Source organism: Pelagihabitans pacificus (assembly GCF_009371985.2).
Lineage (GTDB): Bacteria > Bacteroidota > Bacteroidia > Flavobacteriales > Flavobacteriaceae > Pelagihabitans > Pelagihabitans pacificus.
Map to the genome: position 1 here is coordinate 848,826 of NZ_VIKU02000001.1, position 20,832 is coordinate 869,657.

Consider the following 20,832-nt stretch of genomic DNA (forward strand, 5'->3'; position numbering starts at 1 on the left):
ATTTTAGTGGGTATGGGGGAAACCTGCAAGAATCCCATTTCGCCATACTACAAAATTCCTTCGATAAAGCTAGTGCTATCCCCGGATTATCCGCTGACATAATCGATGACGGCTTCGGTAATATAGGCAATCTGCACGTCGTCTAGCTCGGTATGCATGGGTAAGGAGATAACCTCCTCTACCAATTGGTTGGTTACCGGAAAATCCTCCTCCCGATACCGCTCATCCGCATAGGCCTTTTGTCGATGCAACGGAATCGGATAATATACGCCACACGGGATACCCTTTTCACCTAGGTGCTTTACCAAGCTATCGCGTTTTCCGTTGGTGATTTTTAAAGTGTATTGGTGAAAGACGTGACAGTCACAGGTATCACAAATGCCCTCGCAACCATTGACTGTTTTGGGAACCAGGATATTCGGTTGCCCAACAAAGGCTTTTGAGTACTTTCTGGCGGCATCCCTTCTTCGGTCGCAGTAGTCATCCAATTTCGGGAGTTTCGCCCTTAAAACGGCCGCTTGGATCGAATCCAACCTCGAATTTACCCCCACTACATCGTGATGGTACCGTTCGTACATTCCGTGGTTCACGATTCCCCTGAGCGTATGCGCCAAGGCATCGTCATTGGTGAAAATAGCACCTCCATCACCGTAAGCACCAAGATTCTTGGAGGGAAAAAAAGAGGTAGCACCAACGTGTCCCATGGTTCCCGCTTTCCGTTTGGTACCGTCCTTGGAGGTATGGTCTGCACCTATTGCTTGTGCATTGTCTTCGACGACATACAAATCATGCTTTCTAGCCAGTGCCAAGATTGCATCCATATCGGCACATTGTCCGAACAAATGTACAGGAACAATCGCCTTGGTCTTTGGAGTTATCGCCTTTTCCAAAGCATTGATGTCAATATTGAAGGTATCCGGGTCCACGTCGACCAAAACCGGGGTCAACCGCAGCAACGCTATGACCTCTACTGTCGCGGCAAAAGTAAAATCGGCCGTAATGACCTCGTCCCCTGGTTGAAGTCCCAAGCCCATCATGGCGATCTGCAGGGCATCGGTACCATTGGCACATGGAATTACATGCCTAACCCCTAGATAATCTTCCAAATCTCTTTGAAAGGCATGTACCTCAGGACCATTGATAAAGGCCGAAGTTTCCATAATAGATTCGATAGCGGCATTTACCTGCTCCTTGATTGCCTGGTATTGACCCCCTAGATCGACCATTTGAATTTTCTTCATGGGACATCGCTTTTAAAAGATTTCGTACAAAAATACGAAACCGGTATCAATGAACTCTCTGGAAAGAAATGTAATTTAGCCGTAAAATCGCCTACCGTGTTCACATTCTACAATCTAATCGTTCACATTTCATGGTTCTTCCTGAAAATTATGGCACCCTTCAGTGGAAAAATGAAACTTTTTGTACAAGGCAGAAAGCAGGCTTTGGCAGTTCTTAGGGAACGTATTCTAGAAACAGACCGAGTCTTCTGGATGCACGCGGCATCGCTGGGTGAATTTGAACAAGGTCTTCCGATCGTGGAAAAACTGAAAGTTGCCTACCCCTCCCACAAATTTCTGATCACCTTTTTTTCCCCTTCGGGCTATGAAGTGAAAAAGAATACCCAAGTTGCCGATATAGTTACCTACCTTCCAATGGATACCCGAGAAAATGTTGCATCGTTCCTACAGATTGTCAGGCCCGAATTGGCCATCTTCGTCAAATACGAGATTTGGCCCAATTATTTAAAGGCATTGAAGGATAAAAAGATACCGACAGTTTTGATATCGGCGCTCTTCAAAAAAAAACAAATCTATTTCAAGGGCTATGGTGGGTTTATGCGAAATTCCTTAAGATCGTTTTCCCACATTTTTGTGCAGAACGATACTTCGGAAGCACTTTTGAAATCGATAGGCATTGCTCAGGTCACCGTGAGTGGGGACACCCGGTTAGACAGGGTCTCCGAAATTTTGGAAAGGGATAATACCCTCGATTTTATGGATATCTTTAAGAAAGACAAGCTGTGCTTCGTAGCCGGAAGCACCTGGCCCGAAGATGAATCGATTCTCATCGACTACATCAACCACGCCCCCAAGCGACTCAAGTATGTGCTTGCCCCTCACACCATAAAGAAAGATAAAATATTGGGTCTTGCCGGATCCCTAACCAAAAAAACGGTTCTATATTCCAAGATGGATCTCGATTCCCTAGGCGACTATGAGGTATTGATTGTAGACCATATCGGGGTATTGACGAAGATTTACCACTATGCCGATATTGCCTACGTCGGCGGGGCGTTTGCGACGGGTCTGCACAATACCATGGAACCGGCAGTTTTTGGGATTCCGGTGATCATAGGTCCGCAATACAGCGGTTTTCGCGAAGCAGAGGAACTGGTCTCGAAAAAAGGCATTATATCAATAACCGACAAATGGGGCTTTGGTGAAGTCATGAAAAAAATGCTCGACGATCCTGAGTTCCGGAGAAAAACAGGCCTAATCAATGCGTATTACATCTCGGAAAATAAGGGGGCAAGCATCCAAATCATGGACCGTCTACGTACATTACTCTGATGTAATGATTCAATGTGACCATGCGTTTTTCCCGGATTTTATTGGTTTTTTTGGTTTTCTTCATAGGTGCTTGCAACCCTTTTGGTAAAGGGGGTCAACAAGCAGCACCTGAAGAGGAGCCCTTTCGGAAAAGAGACGATGTCGAGTTGCAAAGGATGAAGCGCGAAAAAGATTCGCTCCGCCGACCATCGATCAAAAAAAGAAAACCAAAAGCTTCGGATACCTTAAAACCAAAAAGAGCCTAGTTTGGTTGCTCTCGAATTTTCCCTATTCGACTTCTGAAATTAAAAATGCAACTTCAAAATGATGCCGATGAAATACGGTTCGTTATTTTTAGCTAGATTTACGAAAACCAACAAACCTAGCTGATGAATTCCAAACTTTTTCGAATTTCCCTTACCGCTGCCCTATCCGGATTTTTATTTGGTTTCGATACCGTAGTGATCAGTGGGGCCAACCTTCCCATCAAGGAACTTTGGGACACTTCTCCTTGGTTTCACGGTACCTTTATCATGTCGATGGCCCTTTGGGGAACGGTCATCGGTTCACTTCTTGGAGGAATCCCCTGCGATCGTTTTGGAAGAAAGAAAACACTCTTTTGGATCGGTGTACTCTACGCTATCTCCGCCCTGGGCTCCGGCTTGGCAACCGACCCGTATATGTTTTCGTTCTTCAGATTCATTGGAGGTTTGGGCGTAGGTGCCTCCTCCGTTGCGGCCCCTATCTATATTTCGGAAATCTCATCACCCGAAAACAGAGGCAAACTGGGAGCACTCTATCAATTCAACCTGGTACTTGGTATTTTAATAGCCTTCATATCGAACTATTTGCTCAAGGGTGTAGGCGGCGAAAACGATTGGCGCTTTATGTTGGGCATAGAGGCCATCCCGGCTATTATCTATACAATCATGGTCATCAGTATCCCCAATAGCCCACGATGGTTGGCCATCACCAAGCAAGATGAAGCAGGTGCGTTAAAAACGCTACGATTCCTTTTTACGGAGCAAGAGGCTCAGGAGAAATTGAAGGAAATCGAAGAGCATAATCCCGAAACGGTCGAAAAGGAAAGATTGTTTTCTGGCAAATATTCGGTGCCGCTCATGCTGGCCTTTTTATTGGCCTTCTTTAATCAACTTTCGGGTATTAATTTTGTACTCTATTACGCCCCGGAAATTTTGGAAAGGGCGGGGCTTGCCGCCCAGGAGTCGCTGTTTAGTTCTATTTCCATAGGAATCGTGAACTTGATTTTCACCTTCGTCGGGGTGCGCCTGATCGATAAGTTGGGCCGAAAGCAGTTGATGAAAATCGGTTCAATAGGTTATATTCTTAGTTTGGCCATGGTAGGTTGGTGTTTTTATACCTCGGCCAGCTCTATGTTGTTGCTCACTTTCGTATTGATTTTCATAGCCTCGCATGCTGTTGGACAGGGCGCTGTCATATGGGTCTTTATCTCGGAAATCTTTCCCAATAAGGTTAGGGCCTACGGACAGTCATGGGGTACGGGGACACATTGGGTATTCGCTGCCATTATCACATTGATAACTCCCATTTTTCTCGATGAGGACAAAGGTATCTTCAAAGAGAACCCTTGGCCTATATTCATCTTCTTTGCAGGAATGATGGTCTTGCAACTACTTTGGGTTCTCTTTAAAATGCCGGAAACCAAAGGGGTATCCCTGGAGGAACTGAGCGACATCTTAAGTCGAAAGAAATAGCCCCTATCGTTTGTACATCAGCAGTTTATCGAAAAAATCGGTCACACATCGAGCACATATACTTAAAATGGGGTCTTTGGTCGAAATATTGGATAAAAATCTGGATTCGAAGCCAAAAATTCCGTAATTTACAAGGTAAATAACACAAATATGGAACGTGAAATTACTTTTGGTGAAAGAGTTCTCAACGGTTTCCTGAGTGTAATGGTAGTCGTACTGGTCGGCATTTTATTGTCAGTAGTCGTTGCCCTTATTCTTTGGGCCTTCGGGTTCTTTTAGACCATCGATTTTAGTTCCCCAAAAGATCTTATGCCCCTATTTATTGTTTTTTAATTAGATTTTGACAAATGCCATGAAGCCTCACTTTGCCAGTGGGGCTTTTTTATGGACCACAATTGAGTAAGAGACACTTTTTCCGTTACCTTTTGGTTCTTAAGCAGTATATCCTTTCAAAGGGACCCCCAGGGAACCATCACCGGGTTTTTCGTCAAGCAGGATGGTATCCGCAATTTATGGTTCGAGCGTTTAAAACAACCTATCTGATACTACCAGTGGGACTAGCTCATCAAAGATTGTTCGTCTTTTTTGTGATTGTTAAACAAAAAGCCTTTCTACAAATAGGGTAACCGCCATACTAGTTTTGAGACTGGGCTTCCTTGATGCCATCCAATATCCAGGGCATCAGCTCGGAAATTGTTGGATGTACCAGTACTACCTCGCGGTAATTGCGACACTCAATGCCGCTATGCATAATGGCCGCGAACATGTTGATGATTTCATCCCCGTTGACCCCAAGGATTGAGGCCCCGAGAATCAGATCCGTCTCACCATCCACTAAAAGTTTGGTAAAACCCTTGGTTTCGGACATTTCCTTCGCTCTACTTATCTTACTATGCGGATGGGTGGATTTCAATACCTTTTTACCCGATTTCAACGCTTCTTTTTCACTCATTCCCACCCGTCCTAAAGGAGGGTCAGTGAACAAGCCGTAGATGGGTATGCGTTGCGAAATCGTGCGGGTACCGCCAAATAGCTTGTCCAACACAATCTCTGCATCGTTCACCGAAGTATGTGTAAAGGCTCCCTCCCCATTCACGTCTCCCAGAGCATACACTCCCTCGACCCCTGTGCTACAAAAGTCATCAACTTGAATGTAGCCTCTTTCGTCAGTCTCTATCGAGGTGTGTTCCAATCCGATTGTATCGCTATTGGGAATACGACCTACCGCCAACAACAAATCGGAGCCCGCTATTGCTTGCCGGTCTCCGTCTTTTTCCACAACCAGTTCAATGCCATCCACCCCTTCCGAAACAGAAACCGCTTCTGCATTGTATAGAATTTTAATGCCCTCATCCGTCAATATCTTATCGATTCCATCGGCCACATCTTCATCTTCCCTTGGCATCAACTGCCCTCCCCTCTGTACTATGGTCACCTCACAACCGAATCTTCTATAGACTTGGGAGAACTCCACTCCGATGTATCCTCCCCCAATGATTATTAGATGTTTTGGCAGTTCCAATTTTTCCAAAAGTCTGGCGCTATCCATCCAAAATACCTCATCAATTCCAGCAATTTCTGGGACTCGGGGACGCGTTCCCACATTGATATAGATATGCTCTCCACGAATTTGTTCTTTGCCAACCTGAAGTGTCTTGTCACTCACAAATTCGCCCTGGACCTGATAGAAATCCACATTCTCCGTATTTTCGATCCAATTCCTTAATCCAGTACTACTATCGTTTCGGATTTTGTTCATTCTACTTCGAATGGCCGGAAAATCTACTTCCACATCTGAGCTTTTAAAGCCGAATTCCGAGCCCCTTCTAGCCATATGAATGGCACGCGCACTTGCCACCAAGGCTTTGGTGGGGGTACATCCGTAATTCACGCAGCTGCCTCCGACTTTATTCTTTTCGATAACTGCGATAGAATCTCCAGTGGATATCAATCTTCCCAATAGGGTTCCGGTAGCCTGGCCGGTACCCAGAATGATATGGTCGTATGTCTTCATTGAAATGAATGGTTATTGCAGGTATAAGGTACAAATTCGTGGGATGATTGCGAATTTTCCGTTGGTTGCATGTACCATTGTTCCTTATTTGCGATAGGAATCGGTAAAGTGAAATGCCGCGTAGCTGTTCTAAATTTCACTGTTTTTTTTGATTCTCGATAAGGTCTTCCACCGTGTCGATCAGCTCTTCCAACTCATCCACAATGTGTTTCCCGTTCAATAGACCCGATGAATGAACCGATGATCTTGTCACATTGTTGGTCACTGCCAAAACATGCATTTTAGCAGAGAGTCCGGCCCTTATACCATTTACCGAATCCTCGATGACCAGGCATTCATTCGCATCGATACCAAGCTCATCCTTGGCTTTAAGATAAATTTCAGGGTTCGGTTTTCCTTCTCGCACATCATCACGGGTCAAAATAAAATCCAACGCATCTCGAATCCCCATTAATTCGACAATTCTGTTGACTTCCCTGCGATGCGACATCGTGGCCAATACCACCCTAAAGTCCTCGGCATGCATTTTAAATAAGAGTCCCAGGTTGTATGGACAAAAATGCGAGGATAAGAGTTCGACATCGTCCAAGATTTCATGGTAGATGGACAACCTTTTTTTGATAAGTCTATCCTGCAAGTATTCCGAATCCCCATTATCGAGCCCTGCCTGAAGTTGCCCTCGAAATTCTTCGTACAGTCCCACTACCACCTCTCGTCTTGACAACCCTACATATTTCCCGAAGACATCCATCACGGCTTCTTCCGCAACAGTTTTGTTCGTGAGAAAATGAATCGCCTTTGCATATGAGGTTGCCTTGAGTACTTCGGTCTGGACCAAGGTACCGTCCAGGTCAAAAATCACCGCTTTTATCATTGTTACAATGTTACCAAAATATGTCCAATTTTACTGCAAAATGCAGTTTTGCCCGTAATAAAACCATTGAGGGACTACAATTCTGCTTACATTCGTATTCAACACAGTTTTTCCCTACAAACGTGTTTTCATGAAATCGACCTATGTTGAAAACGAGAAAGAATTGGCGGCCGTTCATGCGACCGCTATGGTTAAAAACGGGATGATCGTAGGTCTCGGTTCCGGATCAACCTCGGCCTATATGATTAAAGAGCTAGGAGAGAACGTAAAAAAAGGCCTCGCCATTACCGGAGTACCTTCTTCAAAGAAAACCGCACAATTGGCACAAGAGGTAGGCATCCCGATAATTACTTTGGAGGAGGCGGGTTTTTTGGATATCAATATCGACGGCGCCGATGAATTTGACACCGAATTTCGTTTGATCAAGGGCGGTGGTGGCGCACTTTTGCGGGAAAAAATACTCGCGGACAATTCGAGGTTCAATGTGATTATTGCCGATTCAAGTAAGCAAGTAAGCAAGTTGGGTGCTTATAAACTGCCTTTGGAGGCTATTCCCTTTGCTACTGCGAACATCATCAAAAAGCTAACGGGAATGCACTTAAAACCCATGTTAAGACAAACAAACGGGGAGACCTATAAAACCGATGAAAATAACTTCATTGTGGATATTGATATCTCGGACATTCGAGACCTCGAAAAATTAAATCGGAATCTTCTTCACATTCCCGGTGTGGTGGAAACCGGTCTTTTCCTTGAATCAACAGACATTATCATAATGGGCAAGAGGGATAAAATAGTCGTTTTCAATGCGAAAGAGTCGAGTTAATTTTCTTAGTTTTAGGTAAAACATTTACGACTACACCTATACGATAAGGCGTTCTGATGGCCATCATATGCACCCCCTGCATCAACATATCAATAAACACGTAGCACTTGGCGAGAATGATTTCAAGAGGGTGTTGCGGCTGTTCCATGGTATCGAAGTCAAGAAAGGGTATCGGTTGATCGATCAAGGAACTATTGTAAAACATCAGCATTTTGTATTGAACGGTTGCCTTAGGACCTACATGGTTGATGCCGACGGCAAGGAACATACCATTCAGTTCGCTATTGAAAATTGGTGGGTCAGCGACTATATTTCTTATTATAAAAATATTCCCTCCGTTTTGATTGTTGAGTGTCTAGAAGATTCTGAGTTGCTAAAAATCCATGTGGATGACTTACACCAATTGTTCGAAGAACTTCCACAAGTCGAGCGGTTCTTTAGAAAGCAATTGGAAAATGCCTTTGTCGCTTTTCAGATGCGAATTCTATCCAGTCTACATCTAACGGCCGAAAAGCGGTATGACCTCTTTGTCAAAAACTATCCCGATTTGGGACAGCGGGTCAAAAATTATCAGATTGCCTCTTATTTGGGCATTACACCGGAAAGTCTGAGTCGCTTGAGAAAGCAGCGAATCGCCTCCGAGCAGTAAAAAATAACGTACGTTGATTTCTTACCATACATCAATTTTTTATCCATGTCAAATATTCAATTTTGGCAGGGTAAATAAAATTTCAGTGCAATTAGAAAAATATACACGATGAGAAACTTTGAATTATACGTGCCCACGAAGATGATTTTTGGGGAGGGAGAAATCAAAAAGTTGGCTGCCGAAGTGCCAAGCGATAAAAAGATATTATTATTATATGGAGGCGGAAGCATCAAAAAGAATGGTATTTACGATCAGGTCGTTGCGGCGCTAAAAGATCATGATTTTATCGAGTTTTCGGGAATCGAGGCCAATCCTGAATATACGACACTTCTGAAAGCATTGGAAATAATCAATAAAGAGGACGTTGGGTATATGCTGGCGGTCGGAGGAGGTTCCGTTATCGATGGGACAAAATTTTTGGCTTCGGCCGCATTGTACGAAGGAGATACGCCTTGGGATATTCTCTCCAAAAGGATACGAACCTTTAAGGGCCTCCCCTTTGGTACTGTACTGACCTTACCCGCCACCGGGAGCGAGATGAACAGTGGTGCCGTGGTCAGCCGCTCTGAAACAAACGAAAAGTTGGTGATGGGCGGACCTGGTCTGTTCCCCGAGTTTTCAATCTGTGATCCCACGGTTGTACGAAGCATTCCGAAAAGGCAGCTGGCAAACGGTCTGGCCGATGCCTTCACCCATGTTTTGGAGCAGTATATGACCTACCCTGCCGATGCCCCGCTGCAGGATCGATTCTCGGAGTCCATTTTACAGACCTTACTCGAAATTGCGCCAGCAGTGATGAAAGACCCGAACGACTATAAGGCCGCTTCCAATTTTATGTGGTGCTGCACCATGGCCCTCAACGGGTATATACAGAAGGGAGTGCCTACCGATTGGAGCGTTCACATGATCGCCCATGAGCTTACTGCCTTTTACGGAATAGATCACGCCCGTACGTTGGCGATTATACTTCCTAGTGCCTACACAAAGAAGTTTGAACAGAAAAAAGCCAAACTTGCGCAATATGCGGAACGTGTATTCAATCTACAATCGGGAACTATGGAGGAAAAAGCCAAAAAAGCTATTGAAAAAACCGAAGAATTTTATCAGTCATTGGGCATACAGACCCGCTTGCGCGCCTATACGGATGCCTATGACGGATTTTCACAAACGGTGGCCAAAAGTCTTACCGAACATGGGTTGACAGCACTTGGGGAGCATCAGGACATTACCCCTGAAGTCGCCGCGGAAATTGTGGAGATGGCTTACTAGGTAAACACATTGACAAAAGGAGTCGGTAGTGTACCCCAATAGTATGACTTTCACCAAACAGGAAGTGGCTATACCTTGTGGTCACAGCTCGATACGAAAGTTTCTATTTCGTGATATTTCAATTTTGGCAAAACCGTTCAAAGTCTGTATCAAGATTTCTGCCAATATCACTGAAACTTCTTTTTAGGGTTAACAGAACGTTTATCCATGTGGCCAAATAGCATCCTCAGCATTTTGGTCAAAAAAAGAAATACATTTTCTAAATTTGCAAACAGCGGATAAAAAACTATATCCACAAACCCAAGAAATGCCAGAATTACCGGAAGTACACGGATACAAAGTCTACATCGATAGTACCTCATTGCATAAAACCATCACATCCTTTGACTGTCGGGACACCAAGCTACTCAAGAAGCCAAAGGAAGCTTTTACCGAATACCTGTTAAACGAGCAACTTACAGGGACCGAACGCATCGGTAAATACTTGTTTCTTAAGACAAGTGGATCAAAAATTCTGGTAATGCATTTTGGGATGACCGGGAGGCCGAATTATTATAAAGATGAGGACGATCGCCCAAAATTTGGCCATATTGTGTTGCGATTTGACAATGGTTTTCATTTTGCCTTTGAAAACAAGCGAAAGTTTGGTTGGTGGGATTTGACCGATTCGATCGAAGACTACCGACAGGAGCATGATCTTAGCATAGATGCCAGGAAATTATCGTTGGAGGACTTCAAGAACTCTTTAAACAATCGCAAAACGCATATCAAAAAAATCATCATGGACCAAAGCGTAGCTGCCGGAGTCGGTAATTGGATGGCGGATGAGATTCTATACCAGGCCAAAATACACCCCGAGAAAAAGGTGGAGGATATGTCCGAAAAGCATATCGAAACGGTATTCGATGCGATGAAAAAGGTGATTGAGGTCGCCATCGAACACGATGCGCACTACAATGATTTTCCGAACGATTTTTTAATGCATTTTAGAAAGGAAGGGGCTACGTGCCATCACACCGGTGCTGAGATAAAAAAGATGAAGGTGGGTGGGAGATCTACTTATTTTTCCCCTGAATGGCAGGAGTTATAAGGAGGGAAATACCTTGAATAGGAAAAACCTATCCAATTCCAATTTTTGGACGTTCCACGCAAAAGAGGTTTTGGGTTTACTGTGGCGCTTCCCGTAATTACCGATTCGTTTAGACCCCTTATGGGCCTTTTATGACATTGTGTTTTAATAGGATTCTTATATCATATTCTTCAGTACCGATTCTCCAAATTTTGAGATTGATGACCTCAATTCCCTATAAACAGGGGTCATTAGAGACAAATGACACAAAGATGACATCTAAATGTCGTAAAAAAAACCAAGGGATATCGATAGCTTTGAACCAAACAAATTTTAACTCAATGGAGAATCATTCGATTGCAAAGAACCTTATTTACCAAAGAAAACTCAAAGGCTTTACCCAAGAGGAACTATCAATGAAAACAGCCGTAACGGTGCGTACTATCCAGCGTATCGAAAAAGGGGATGTGAACCCGCACCTACAAACCGTAAAGTTGCTGGCGACCGCCCTCGAAATTGACGTAGACGACCTACTTCAACTCGAAAACCCGAAAGAAGAAGCGATTCAAAAGAAATGGTTATTGCTTTTACACGGCACGCCATTATTGGGTTTTGTACTCCCTTTCTGCAATGTGCTCTTTCCACTGTTCCTATGGATTCACAAACGTGAAGATAATCCGCTTTATGACCGACATGGCATCAAGGTCATCAATTTTCAAATCACTGTTCTCTTGTCGTATGTGCTATCATTTATTGCCCTATTGACCATTGAGAAATGGGGGTTCATCTTTTTTATTTCAATCATTCCGTTGAGCGCCCTGATTGTACTGGGCAATATTGTATACGCTGTGAAAGAGTACAAATGTTACTATCCGTTGGCGATACCGTTTTTAAGATTCCAAAAACGCAAAACCGTTAAGTCATTGCTGTTCCTTTTCATCCTACTCACTTTTATAAACTGTAAACCACAAAAGACCGATACGATTATACGTTTGGACGGCACCGGGATATCCAAGGATTCGTTGACCGATAAAATCGACCAGCTTGTCAATGACGCCGAGGTGCATGGGGTGGCAGTTACCATATTCAATGAAAATATGCCTGTTTATCAAAGAACGTTTGGATATAAGGACTATCTTAAAAGGCTGGCACTAACCGACTCCACAAATATTTATGGTGCCTCTTTGAGCAAAGCTGTTTTTAGTGTATTGGTCATGAAGTTGGTGGAGGAAAACGTCCTTGATCTGGATACCCCCTTAGAGTCCTACCTTCCCAAAAAGATATATGAATACGAACCACAAACACGTTGGCATGATAATTATTCCGATCTAAAGACAGACAGTCTGTATCCACAAATAACTGCGAGAATGTGTTTGGCACATACCACCGGATTTGCCAACTGGCGATTTTTTGAACCGGACCAAAAATTAAAGGTCCACTATACTCCGGGCACAAAATATAGCTATAGCGGGGAGGGTTTCGTGTACCTACAGGTTGTCCTGGAAAAACTTACTGGAAAAGGGTTGGAGGAACTTGCGCAGGAAATTATTTTCGAACCATTGCAAATGAATAATTCTTCTTATCAATGGCAACCGAGGTTCGAAAAGGACTTTGCCTATGGTCATATGAACAACGGAGAAATCCATCAAAAAGATATCGACAATGAACCCAGGTCCGGCAGTACTTTGGAAACAACAGTAGGTGATTATATCAAATTCTTGACCGCTATTTTGAATCGGGAACTTTTAAGTAAAACCTCCTACGAAGAAATTTTTAGCCCTCAAATAAGAATTCGTTCCTTAAAACATTTTGGACAAGACGCCACCACCGCTACAACCAAGTACGACTCCATTAATTTGAGCTGTGGATTGGGATGGATTTATTTTGAAACCCCTTATGGAACAGCGGTCTCCAAAGGAGGTCACGGAGACGGATTTCAACACTATTCCATACTATTTCCAGAATTGGGCAAAGGGATGCTAATTATGACCAACTCCGATAATGGGGAGCGTATCTATAAAGAATTGTTGGAGGCTGCCATTGCGGACAAATACACTCCCTGGGAGTGGTCCAATTACATTCCGTATACCGTCAAAACAGCAAATTAAAGACTATGAAATATTTTTAGATAGTGGTGTTCGTACTGGTTATCGGTAGGTGTTCACCTTCGAGTTTCAAGCAAGTAAATCGGGACAGTTCGTAAATTTCAGCAAGTTGGTGACCGCTTTCGTATTCAAGAAAGAACCGTTCAAATGAATCTTTTTGGATGGATTGGTACTGATGCTTATCATATAATTTTGTAAAGAAAACTTCATCCCTGAAATACTTTTACTTTTCATAGCCACCGGTTACCGACCTGATTGCATCAGGGATATGAATAGACCCCAAACCTTCTCTTTACCAATACTTACCAAATAAAAAATCGATGTAACTCTGTATTGAGTTTTGCTGATTTTAGTGAGCAACTAATTGTTTAAGGCATTTTTCATTGAATAATCGGGCAGAAGGTTTAGACGCCAAAACAATTTTGCCTGAAAGCAACAGGCATTCCAAAGTTTATCCTCATCTTCAGTCTCTTTCAGCCCATTTCGAAAAGGCAGTTTAAATTGCAGGATACTCGCTCGGTATAAACCCCGAGACTCCCTGCGAAGGTGCCTGTATTGAATAAAACTCAAGTACTCGGTTAAACTGCCCATCTCCCAAGCAAAATTCCAAATTTATGAAAACAAAAAAGCCCCTCGATTCCGAAGGGCTTTGTTTCTGTACAGCCGGAGAGACTCCCCTCGACTTCGCTTGGGACAGGCTTCTCGTCACTCCTTTGCCTGAATTTCAGAAACAACTCTGTTCATAAAAAAAAGACCTCTCGTTGCCAAGAAGTCTTTCGTCTGTACAGGCGGAGAGACTCGAACTCTCACACCTTTCGGCACTAGATCCTAAGTCTAGCGTGTCTACCAATTCCACCACGCCTGCAAATCCCCATAAATTGGGGATGCAAATATAAAATAAAATTCAATTTGGAAATGCATCTTTTTTAAAAACTTCTTTTCTTACATTTAATCATTCTTTAAACCAAAAAAGCATGCAAGAGATCAAGGAGTACCTGGAGCAACACAAACAACGTTTTATCGACGAATTGATCGACTTGCTGAAAATACCCTCCGTTAGCGCCGATTCCGCTTTCTCCCAAGATGTCTTGGATACGGCCGACGCCGTGAAAACAGCTTTGGAAACAGCCGGTTGCGATGCCGTTGAGATTTGCGAAACTGCCGGGTACCCTATTGTGTATGCCGAAAAAATCATTGATCCCAACCTACCGACCGTGCTGGTCTACGGTCATTACGACGTACAACCCCCCGATCCCACCGACTTATGGAATTCCCCGCCTTTTGAGCCGGTCATCAAGCCTACGGAACTCCACCCCGAGGGAGCCATTTTTGCACGGGGCGCCAGTGACGATAAGGGCCAGATGTACATGCACATCAAGGCGGTGGAGTTCATGATCAAAACAGGACAACTACCCTGTAATGTAAAGTTCATGATCGAAGGGGAAGAAGAAGTGGGGAGCAAAAACCTCGCTACCTATGTATCGGAGCATCACGAAAAGCTGGCAAACGACATTATCCTCATCTCGGATACCGGAATGATTGCCAACGATGTACCCTCGATCACCACCGGACTCCGAGGCCTAAGCTACGTCGAGGTCGAGGTCACTGGACCCAATCGCGACCTACATTCCGGACTTTATGGGGGTGCGGTAGCCAACCCGATCAACATCCTGGCGAAGATGATCGCCTCCCTTCACGATGAGAATAACCACATAACCATTCCCGGGTTTTACGATCGGGTAGAGGAACTTTCCGAAGAAGAACGGGCCGAAATGGCGAAGGCGCCGTTTGATTTGGAAGCGTACAAGAACTCATTGGGTATCGAAGCAGTGTACGGGGAAAAAGGCTATAGTACCAACGAACGGAACTCGATACGCCCTACATTGGATGTGAACGGTATTTGGGGCGGTTACACAGGGGAAGGAGCCAAAACCGTCATTGCCAGTAAGGCCTATGCCAAGATTTCGATGCGGTTGGTACCCCACCAAGATTGGCAGGAAATTACCGAACTCTTTAAAACACATTTTGAACGAATTGCGCCCCAAGGGGTACGGGTGAAAGTAACCCCCCACCACGGTGGGCAAGGCTATGTGACCCCAATCGATACCATTGGCTACCAAGCTGCCTCAAAGGCTTATGAAACCACCTTTGGTAAAAAACCGGTGCCACAACGCGGTGGGGGCAGCATTCCCATCGTAGCCCTTTTTGAACAGGAATTAAAAAGCAAGACCATTTTAATGGGCTTTGGGCTCGATAGCAATGCCATCCACTCTCCCAACGAACATTTTGCGGTATGGAACTACCTCAAAGGCATTGAGACCATCCCCTATTTCTACCAATATTTTTCGGAGATGTATTCTTAATCCATAATATGGGAAAGATTAATACAATATTGTATATACCGGCGCTAATACTATTTGTTACTCCAACAATTTTCTGCTGTTGTTCGCAAAAAGATAATCCTGAACCTAAGGAAAGTAAATGGCTTGTCTTGGCTAAAAAGTCAGAGAATTATTTACAAAAGGCAAAATACAGCACAGCAGATGGCGGTCAGGCTTGGAAAGTAATGCCCGACAGTTTGGAAATAAGTCCCGACAATACGCTTTACAGTGGCACGGCGGGGGTGGTCCTTTTCTATCTCGAGCTTTACAATGCTACAAAAGACAGTACCTACTTAAATGAAGCTGTAAAAGGATCAAACCATTTGTTGAGATCCTTGAACGATTCTGTTTTTGGTCTTTCCGGAGCTGGGTTGTATACTGGTTTAGCCGGAACGGGTTTCACTTTAACAGAAACTTACAAGAATACCAGAGAAAAACGATATGCCAAAGCAGCTTTAAAAACTGTAAACCTGCTAGAAAAAATGGCAATGGTATCAAAGAACGGTATTCATTGGGATTCGATACCTGACATTATTTATGGAAGTGCCGGAATAGGTTTGTATCTTCACTACATTGCGAAGGAACTCGATTATGATAAAGCAGACCAATTGGCAATTAAAGCTGCTGATGGAGTGCTAGATCTCGCCGATAAATCCCCCAATGGTCTACGTTGGAAGTTCAGACCAAATCACCGCTATTATATGGATAACTTCTCTCACGGAACCTCGGGAGTGGCCTACTTTTTGGCTGAGACCTATAAGAGAACCAAAGACAAGAAATATCTGGATGCAGCCATTAAGAGCACCAGGTTACTTGATTCCATATCAAATGACAAGGGTTATATACCCCACCACTTGCCAGGAGGTGAGGGCCTTTATTATTTGAATTGGTGCCACGGACCGGCCGGTACCAGCAGACTCTACTACAACCTATACAGGATTACCGGAGATTCAAATTGGATGGATAAGATTAAAAAGCCAGCCGATAACCTGTTAAAAGAGGGAATAGAAAAAAGACAAACCCCAGGTTATTGGAATAACGTCGGCAGGTGCTGTGGTACTGCTTCGCTAGGTGACTACTATCTCTCTCTATTTCATATTACTGGTGATAACAAGTACTGGGAGTTTGCAGAGAAACTAACTCAAAATATTCTTGATAGAGCCACTTACGAAGAAAATCAAATCAAATGGATACATGCCGAAAACAGGCTAAACCCTAACGAGCTAGCAGCTCAAACCGGATTAATGCAGGGGTCGGCGGGTATAGGACTCTGGTTTTTAAAATTAAACGCGCAGCAACTCGATACAATTACCTCAATTCGGATTCCTGACGAACCTAAAATTGGAGGGTAAAAACTTCAGCGCGTTGAAGGCATTCTTTATGTTACCTGCAATCAGAATGTCGTAATTTAAATGTTTTTTCGTTGATTTTTACTCTACACTTGTAGAATTAAAATATTTATTCTATGTTTGTAGAACAATTCCGAAACTTCGGGACTAAAGAATGTAAAATATGCAGCTATCAAAATCAGAGGAGGAATTAATGAACATCCTGTGGAAGCAGCAAAAGGCTTTTATGAAAGACCTGTTGGAAGCCTATCCGGAACCCAAACCGGCGACCACTACCATTGCTACTTTGTTGAAACGAATGACCGACAAAGGGTTTGTGGCCTACATAAGTTTCGGAAGATCCAGGGAATACTATCCCTTGGTCAAAAAGAAAGACTATTTCTCCAGGCATGTGAACTCGCTGATCAAAAACTTTTTCAACGACAGCGCGAGTCAATTCGCTTCGTTCTTTACACAAGAGACCAATTTGAGCAAAGAGGAGTTACAAGAGCTTAAAAAACTGATCGATAACGAAATTAAAAGAAAGTAATATGTGGCTCTATCTTTTTAAATCCACAGCTTGTCTTGCTGTCCTACTTCTTTTCTACAAGCTTTTTCTCGAACGCGAGAGCATTCACGTTTTTAAACGCTTTTACCTACTCGGGGCCCTGTTGTTTTCCCTCATGGTTCCAGCTTTGGTCTTCAAGGAGGAAGTGGTGATGCTATATCCATCCGTTGAAACAGTCACGTCGTCGGTCACGTACGGCAATACGAATCCGATTCCCGGCGTACCCCAAAAATTGGAGGCGGATATGACGGACTTCTCCGTTTTACTTTGGACGGCCTATTTTCTGGGATTGGCCTTTTTTGGCATTCGCTTCCTTAAAAACCTTGTCCAAATCGTCCGCAGGATCCGAAGCAATCCTAAAGTACGGGTGGCACCTTTTATTCGGGTATTACTCGGCGAAAACATGCCGCCCCATACTTTTTTCAGCTATATTTTTCTAAACAAGGGCAAACTAGAGTCGAACACCATTCCAGACGAAGTGTTGCTGCATGAGGAAACCCATGCGAGACAGAAACACAGTATCGATGTACTTCTCATAGAAATTTTACAGGTCATCCTTTGGTTCAATCCTTTGGTATACGTCCTTCGAAAATCCATTAAACTCAATCACGAATTTCTTGCCGATAGTGCAGTATTGAAAAAAGGTGTGGCCTCATCGACCTATCAAAACACCTTATTGTCCTTTATGACCCCCACCGGTAATCAGGCATTCGTCAATGCCATCAATTATTCATCAATCAAAAAACGATTTACAGTCATGAAAACACACACATCAAAAAAGTCGATTTTCCTGAGAAGTACGCTACTGCTCCCTTTGCTCGCCTTGTTATTTGGTGCTTTCACCGAAACCAAGATTGTAGAGATTCCAGCAGGAAAAATCAGCCCATCAGAGCGGATAACACCCGCAGGGCACATCGAAATTTTTATAGATAATGAAGGTCGGCTAACCCTACAGGAAGAAATCGTCGCTCTTGAAGATTTAAAAGACTTTTTGGAAAACTACGGTACCGATCTATCCAAAGAAGAACGTAGGAACCAATTGAGGGTTTCGATATATCCCAAAGAGAATGTTCCTCCACGGACTATCGAAGAGGTAAACAAAATTGTAATGGATTATGGAGTTGCCACAATAAACATCGTTGGGCCAGAAAATGGCAATACCTACTCCTCTTCGCAAAAAGGGGCTACAAAACAGCAGTTGATCAAATATAACGGCCTGGCAAAAAAATACAGTGCGCAACCTATAGAGAATAGGATGGTTCCCCTAAAAGACCTGCAGGTACTCGAGGCCATCTATCAAAAGATGACCGCCCTACAAAAGAAAAGTGCCCAGCCATTTCCCGAATGTCAAACGATAGAGAACATCCATATTTATATTCAGGACGATGAACAACTGCTGGTCAATGGGGAGCCGATAACGCTTGATGAACTCGCTATACTTTTGCCAAAATTCAATGTACAAATCGACCGGAAAGAGCGACAAAACAATGTTCGGTCCTATATCAATACCAAGGCTAACGTCTCCGAGACGACTTTGCAAGAAATCGAAGCCGCATTGGAATCGTACGGAGTAGCCATGATCGACATCGTTGGTCCTAAAGAAAACACAAGCCGTCGCGAACAACAAAGTGCCAGTAGGGAAGAAATGCGCGAGTACAATGCCTTGGCGAAGAAGTATAATGCTATGTTGGCCAGTGATACAAGCATTCGCATCAAGAAAAAAGAGCTAGACCGTATGACCTATATCTACGACCTGATGTCTGACAAGCAAAAACAGGACGCCGAACCCTTTCCGGATTTTCCGAAACGCCCTGCTCCACCACAAGCGCCGCAAGCGGCCATGGCGCCCCTACAACAGGTTGATCAAGTCGAGGAAGCAGAAGAAATGCAAGAAGCGGATGAGATGGAAGAAATCATCGAATTACCACCCGCTCCGCCAAGTCCGCCATCCCCTTTGGACCATGTAATCGAAATGGCCAAAAAAGGTGCCACCTTCTATTATGAAGGCCAAAAGGTTTCGTCAGATAGGGCCATTGAACTTCTAAAGAATAACAAAAACCTGAACATCGACTCTAGGGGTTCCGGGGGCAAACACCCTGAGGTAAGGATTTCAAAAAATTCCATTTTCATCGAAAACTGAATAAAATCATAAATTATGACCCTAGGCCTTCATTTCGAGGGCTTTTTTTGTAACAAATGGCGCAAGGGAACGTTCTAATACTATGCTATCCTAAGGGTTGTTCCCTTGGGTAGTAGGTTCAACGGGAGTCGAGAACAATCGATTCCCCAACGAGACCATCGCCATTTTTCATCAATCAACTACTGAAGCTATTTCAGTATCAAACCAGAACACGATGCTACAAAACTTTTTTATTCTCTGCTCAGGGGCCGATTCATCCATTCTAAAAACCTGTTCCGAAGGGGAACAGAACAAATACGCCGGTATCGGAGCCACGGTGTTCTTTACGGCGGTAATGGCCTTTATCGCCAGTGCCTATGCACTGTATACCGTTTTTGACAACGTGTATACCGCTATATTTTTTGGACTCATCTGGGGTTTATTGATTTTTAATCTAGACCGATTTATTGTCTCCACGATTAAGAAAACAGGTAGCTTCGGAAGCGAATTGCTACAGGCGAGTCCACGAATTCTTTTGGCGGTCATCATCGCCGTGGTCATTTCCAAGCCACTGGAAATGAAGATTTTTGAAAAGGAAATCAACCAAGTATTGTTGGAGCAAAAAAACGAACTGACCTTGGCCAATAAGGAGCAGCTTGCCCTTCAATATACGCCCCAAGTAGAAAAACTAAACGGGGATATTGCAGCCCTTAAAGCTGAAATCGCTTCGAAGGAAGCCGAAACCAATGACCTCTATGACACCTATATCTCGGAAGCGGAGGGGAGGGCTGGCACCATGCTATTGGGAAAGGGTCCCGTATATGCTGAAAAGCGCCAAAAGCACGATGCCTCTTTGGCAGAATTGGCGCAGCTAAAGGAAACCAACGCCCAAAAGATTGCCGGAATCGAATCCCAAATCACGGCTCTTAACATTGAATATGCCGAAGTGGTCAAGAACTCCCAGCCTATTATCGACGGTTTCGACGGGCTCATGGCCCGTATCAACGCTTTGGGGGAACTGCCCTGGTTTCCCTCCTTTTTTATCTTTCTATTATTTTTGGCAATCGAGACATCGCCCATTATCGCTAAATTGTTGGCGCCCAAAGGGGAATATGACCTGAAGTTGGAAGACGAGGAAACCGCTATCAAAACTTGGGTGACCCAGAAAGTGAGGGAACGTCAAAAAATCCTCGTTACCGATACCGAATTGAATGAGAAAATCTACGGCGAAATCGCCGAGGAAGAAGCAGTATACGCATATAAAAAGCAGAAAGCGGAGGAACTCATGCGATTACAGGCCGATGCCTTTCACGATATGCAGGTGAAGCGATTGTAAGTGAAA

At 43.9% G+C, this 20,832-nt stretch carries 16 protein-coding genes and 1 tRNA gene; 13 read left to right on the plus strand and 4 right to left on the minus strand.

Going from position 1 to position 20,832, the window contains the following annotated elements:
- Positions 1 to 86 precede the first annotated feature (86 nt).
- Positions 87 to 1,241 carry a DegT/DnrJ/EryC1/StrS family aminotransferase gene (locus FK220_RS03750; RefSeq protein WP_152572932.1) on the minus strand — a complete coding sequence of 385 codons (1,155 nt, stop codon included), beginning with the start codon at positions 1,239 to 1,241 and terminating at the stop codon, positions 87 to 89.
- A gap of 96 nt (positions 1,242 to 1,337) precedes the next feature.
- On the opposite strand from FK220_RS03750, the gene FK220_RS03755 reads away from it, so the two are divergent.
- From FK220_RS03755 to FK220_RS20170, 3 genes are all read left to right on the plus strand, one after another.
- On the plus strand, positions 1,338 to 2,573 hold the full coding sequence (locus FK220_RS03755) for a 3-deoxy-D-manno-octulosonic acid transferase (RefSeq protein WP_152572933.1): 1,236 nt from the start codon (positions 1,338 to 1,340) through the stop codon (positions 2,571 to 2,573).
- Between the two features lie 368 nt (positions 2,574 to 2,941).
- Positions 2,942 to 4,288: a sugar porter family MFS transporter gene (locus FK220_RS03760; RefSeq protein ID WP_152572934.1), complete on the plus strand. Its 1,347-nt coding sequence runs from the start codon at positions 2,942 to 2,944 to the stop codon at positions 4,286 to 4,288.
- A gap of 150 nt (positions 4,289 to 4,438) precedes the next feature.
- Complete coding sequence (locus FK220_RS20170; protein WP_262887890.1) at positions 4,439 to 4,567, plus strand: hypothetical protein; 129 nt, start codon at positions 4,439 to 4,441, stop codon at positions 4,565 to 4,567.
- Positions 4,568 to 4,922: 355 nt separating this feature from the next.
- Here FK220_RS20170 and FK220_RS03765 read toward each other — a convergent pair whose 3' ends face one another.
- Positions 4,923 to 6,302, minus strand: coding sequence for a mercuric reductase (locus FK220_RS03765; RefSeq protein WP_152572935.1), 1,380 nt, complete (start codon positions 6,300 to 6,302; stop codon positions 4,923 to 4,925).
- A gap of 136 nt (positions 6,303 to 6,438) precedes the next feature.
- Complete coding sequence (locus tag FK220_RS03770) at positions 6,439 to 7,176, minus strand: HAD family hydrolase (protein ID WP_152572936.1); 738 nt, start codon at positions 7,174 to 7,176, stop codon at positions 6,439 to 6,441.
- 130 nt (positions 7,177 to 7,306) lie between these two features.
- Between FK220_RS03770 and rpiA the strand changes: the two genes are divergently transcribed.
- The 5 genes from rpiA (at position 7,307) to FK220_RS03795 (ending at position 13,097) form a co-directional block, all read left to right on the plus strand.
- Positions 7,307 to 8,002 carry a ribose-5-phosphate isomerase RpiA gene (rpiA, locus tag FK220_RS03775; protein WP_152572937.1) on the plus strand — a complete coding sequence of 232 codons (696 nt, stop codon included), beginning with the start codon at positions 7,307 to 7,309 and terminating at the stop codon, positions 8,000 to 8,002.
- 67 nt (positions 8,003 to 8,069) lie between these two features.
- Positions 8,070 to 8,651: a Crp/Fnr family transcriptional regulator gene (locus FK220_RS03780; RefSeq protein ID WP_152572938.1), complete on the plus strand. Its 582-nt coding sequence runs from the start codon at positions 8,070 to 8,072 to the stop codon at positions 8,649 to 8,651.
- Between the two features lie 108 nt (positions 8,652 to 8,759).
- Positions 8,760 to 9,920 (plus strand): iron-containing alcohol dehydrogenase, encoded by a 1,161-nt coding sequence (locus tag FK220_RS03785; RefSeq protein ID WP_152572939.1) that lies wholly within the window; start codon positions 8,760 to 8,762, stop codon positions 9,918 to 9,920.
- A gap of 307 nt (positions 9,921 to 10,227) precedes the next feature.
- On the plus strand, positions 10,228 to 11,010 hold the full coding sequence (locus tag FK220_RS03790) for an Fpg/Nei family DNA glycosylase (RefSeq protein ID WP_152572940.1): 783 nt from the start codon (positions 10,228 to 10,230) through the stop codon (positions 11,008 to 11,010).
- A 320-nt stretch (positions 11,011 to 11,330) separates the two neighbouring features.
- Positions 11,331 to 13,097 carry a serine hydrolase gene (locus FK220_RS03795; protein WP_152572941.1) on the plus strand — a complete coding sequence of 589 codons (1,767 nt, stop codon included), beginning with the start codon at positions 11,331 to 11,333 and terminating at the stop codon, positions 13,095 to 13,097.
- A 780-nt stretch (positions 13,098 to 13,877) separates the two neighbouring features.
- Here the strand turns inward: FK220_RS03795 and FK220_RS03800 are convergent.
- Positions 13,878 to 13,959, minus strand: a tRNA-Leu gene (locus tag FK220_RS03800).
- A 109-nt stretch (positions 13,960 to 14,068) separates the two neighbouring features.
- Between FK220_RS03800 and FK220_RS03805 the strand changes: the two genes are divergently transcribed.
- From FK220_RS03805 to FK220_RS03825, 5 genes are all read left to right on the plus strand, one after another.
- Positions 14,069 to 15,457 carry a dipeptidase gene (locus FK220_RS03805; protein WP_152572942.1) on the plus strand — a complete coding sequence of 463 codons (1,389 nt, stop codon included), beginning with the start codon at positions 14,069 to 14,071 and terminating at the stop codon, positions 15,455 to 15,457.
- An 8-nt stretch (positions 15,458 to 15,465) separates the two neighbouring features.
- The gene (locus tag FK220_RS03810; RefSeq protein WP_152572943.1) at positions 15,466 to 16,827 is read left to right on the plus strand and encodes a lanthionine synthetase LanC family protein; all 1,362 of its coding nucleotides are present in this window, start codon (positions 15,466 to 15,468) and stop codon (positions 16,825 to 16,827) included.
- 160 nt (positions 16,828 to 16,987) lie between these two features.
- Entirely contained in the window at positions 16,988 to 17,353 is a 366-nt protein-coding gene (locus FK220_RS03815; protein WP_152572944.1) for a BlaI/MecI/CopY family transcriptional regulator, read from the plus strand.
- Between the two features lies 1 nt (position 17,354).
- Complete coding sequence (locus FK220_RS03820) at positions 17,355 to 19,511, plus strand: M56 family metallopeptidase (protein ID WP_152572945.1); 2,157 nt, start codon at positions 17,355 to 17,357, stop codon at positions 19,509 to 19,511.
- Between the two features lie 214 nt (positions 19,512 to 19,725).
- On the plus strand, positions 19,726 to 20,826 hold the full coding sequence (locus tag FK220_RS03825) for a DUF4407 domain-containing protein (protein WP_152572946.1): 1,101 nt from the start codon (positions 19,726 to 19,728) through the stop codon (positions 20,824 to 20,826).
- The last annotated feature ends 6 nt before the right edge of the window (positions 20,827 to 20,832 follow it).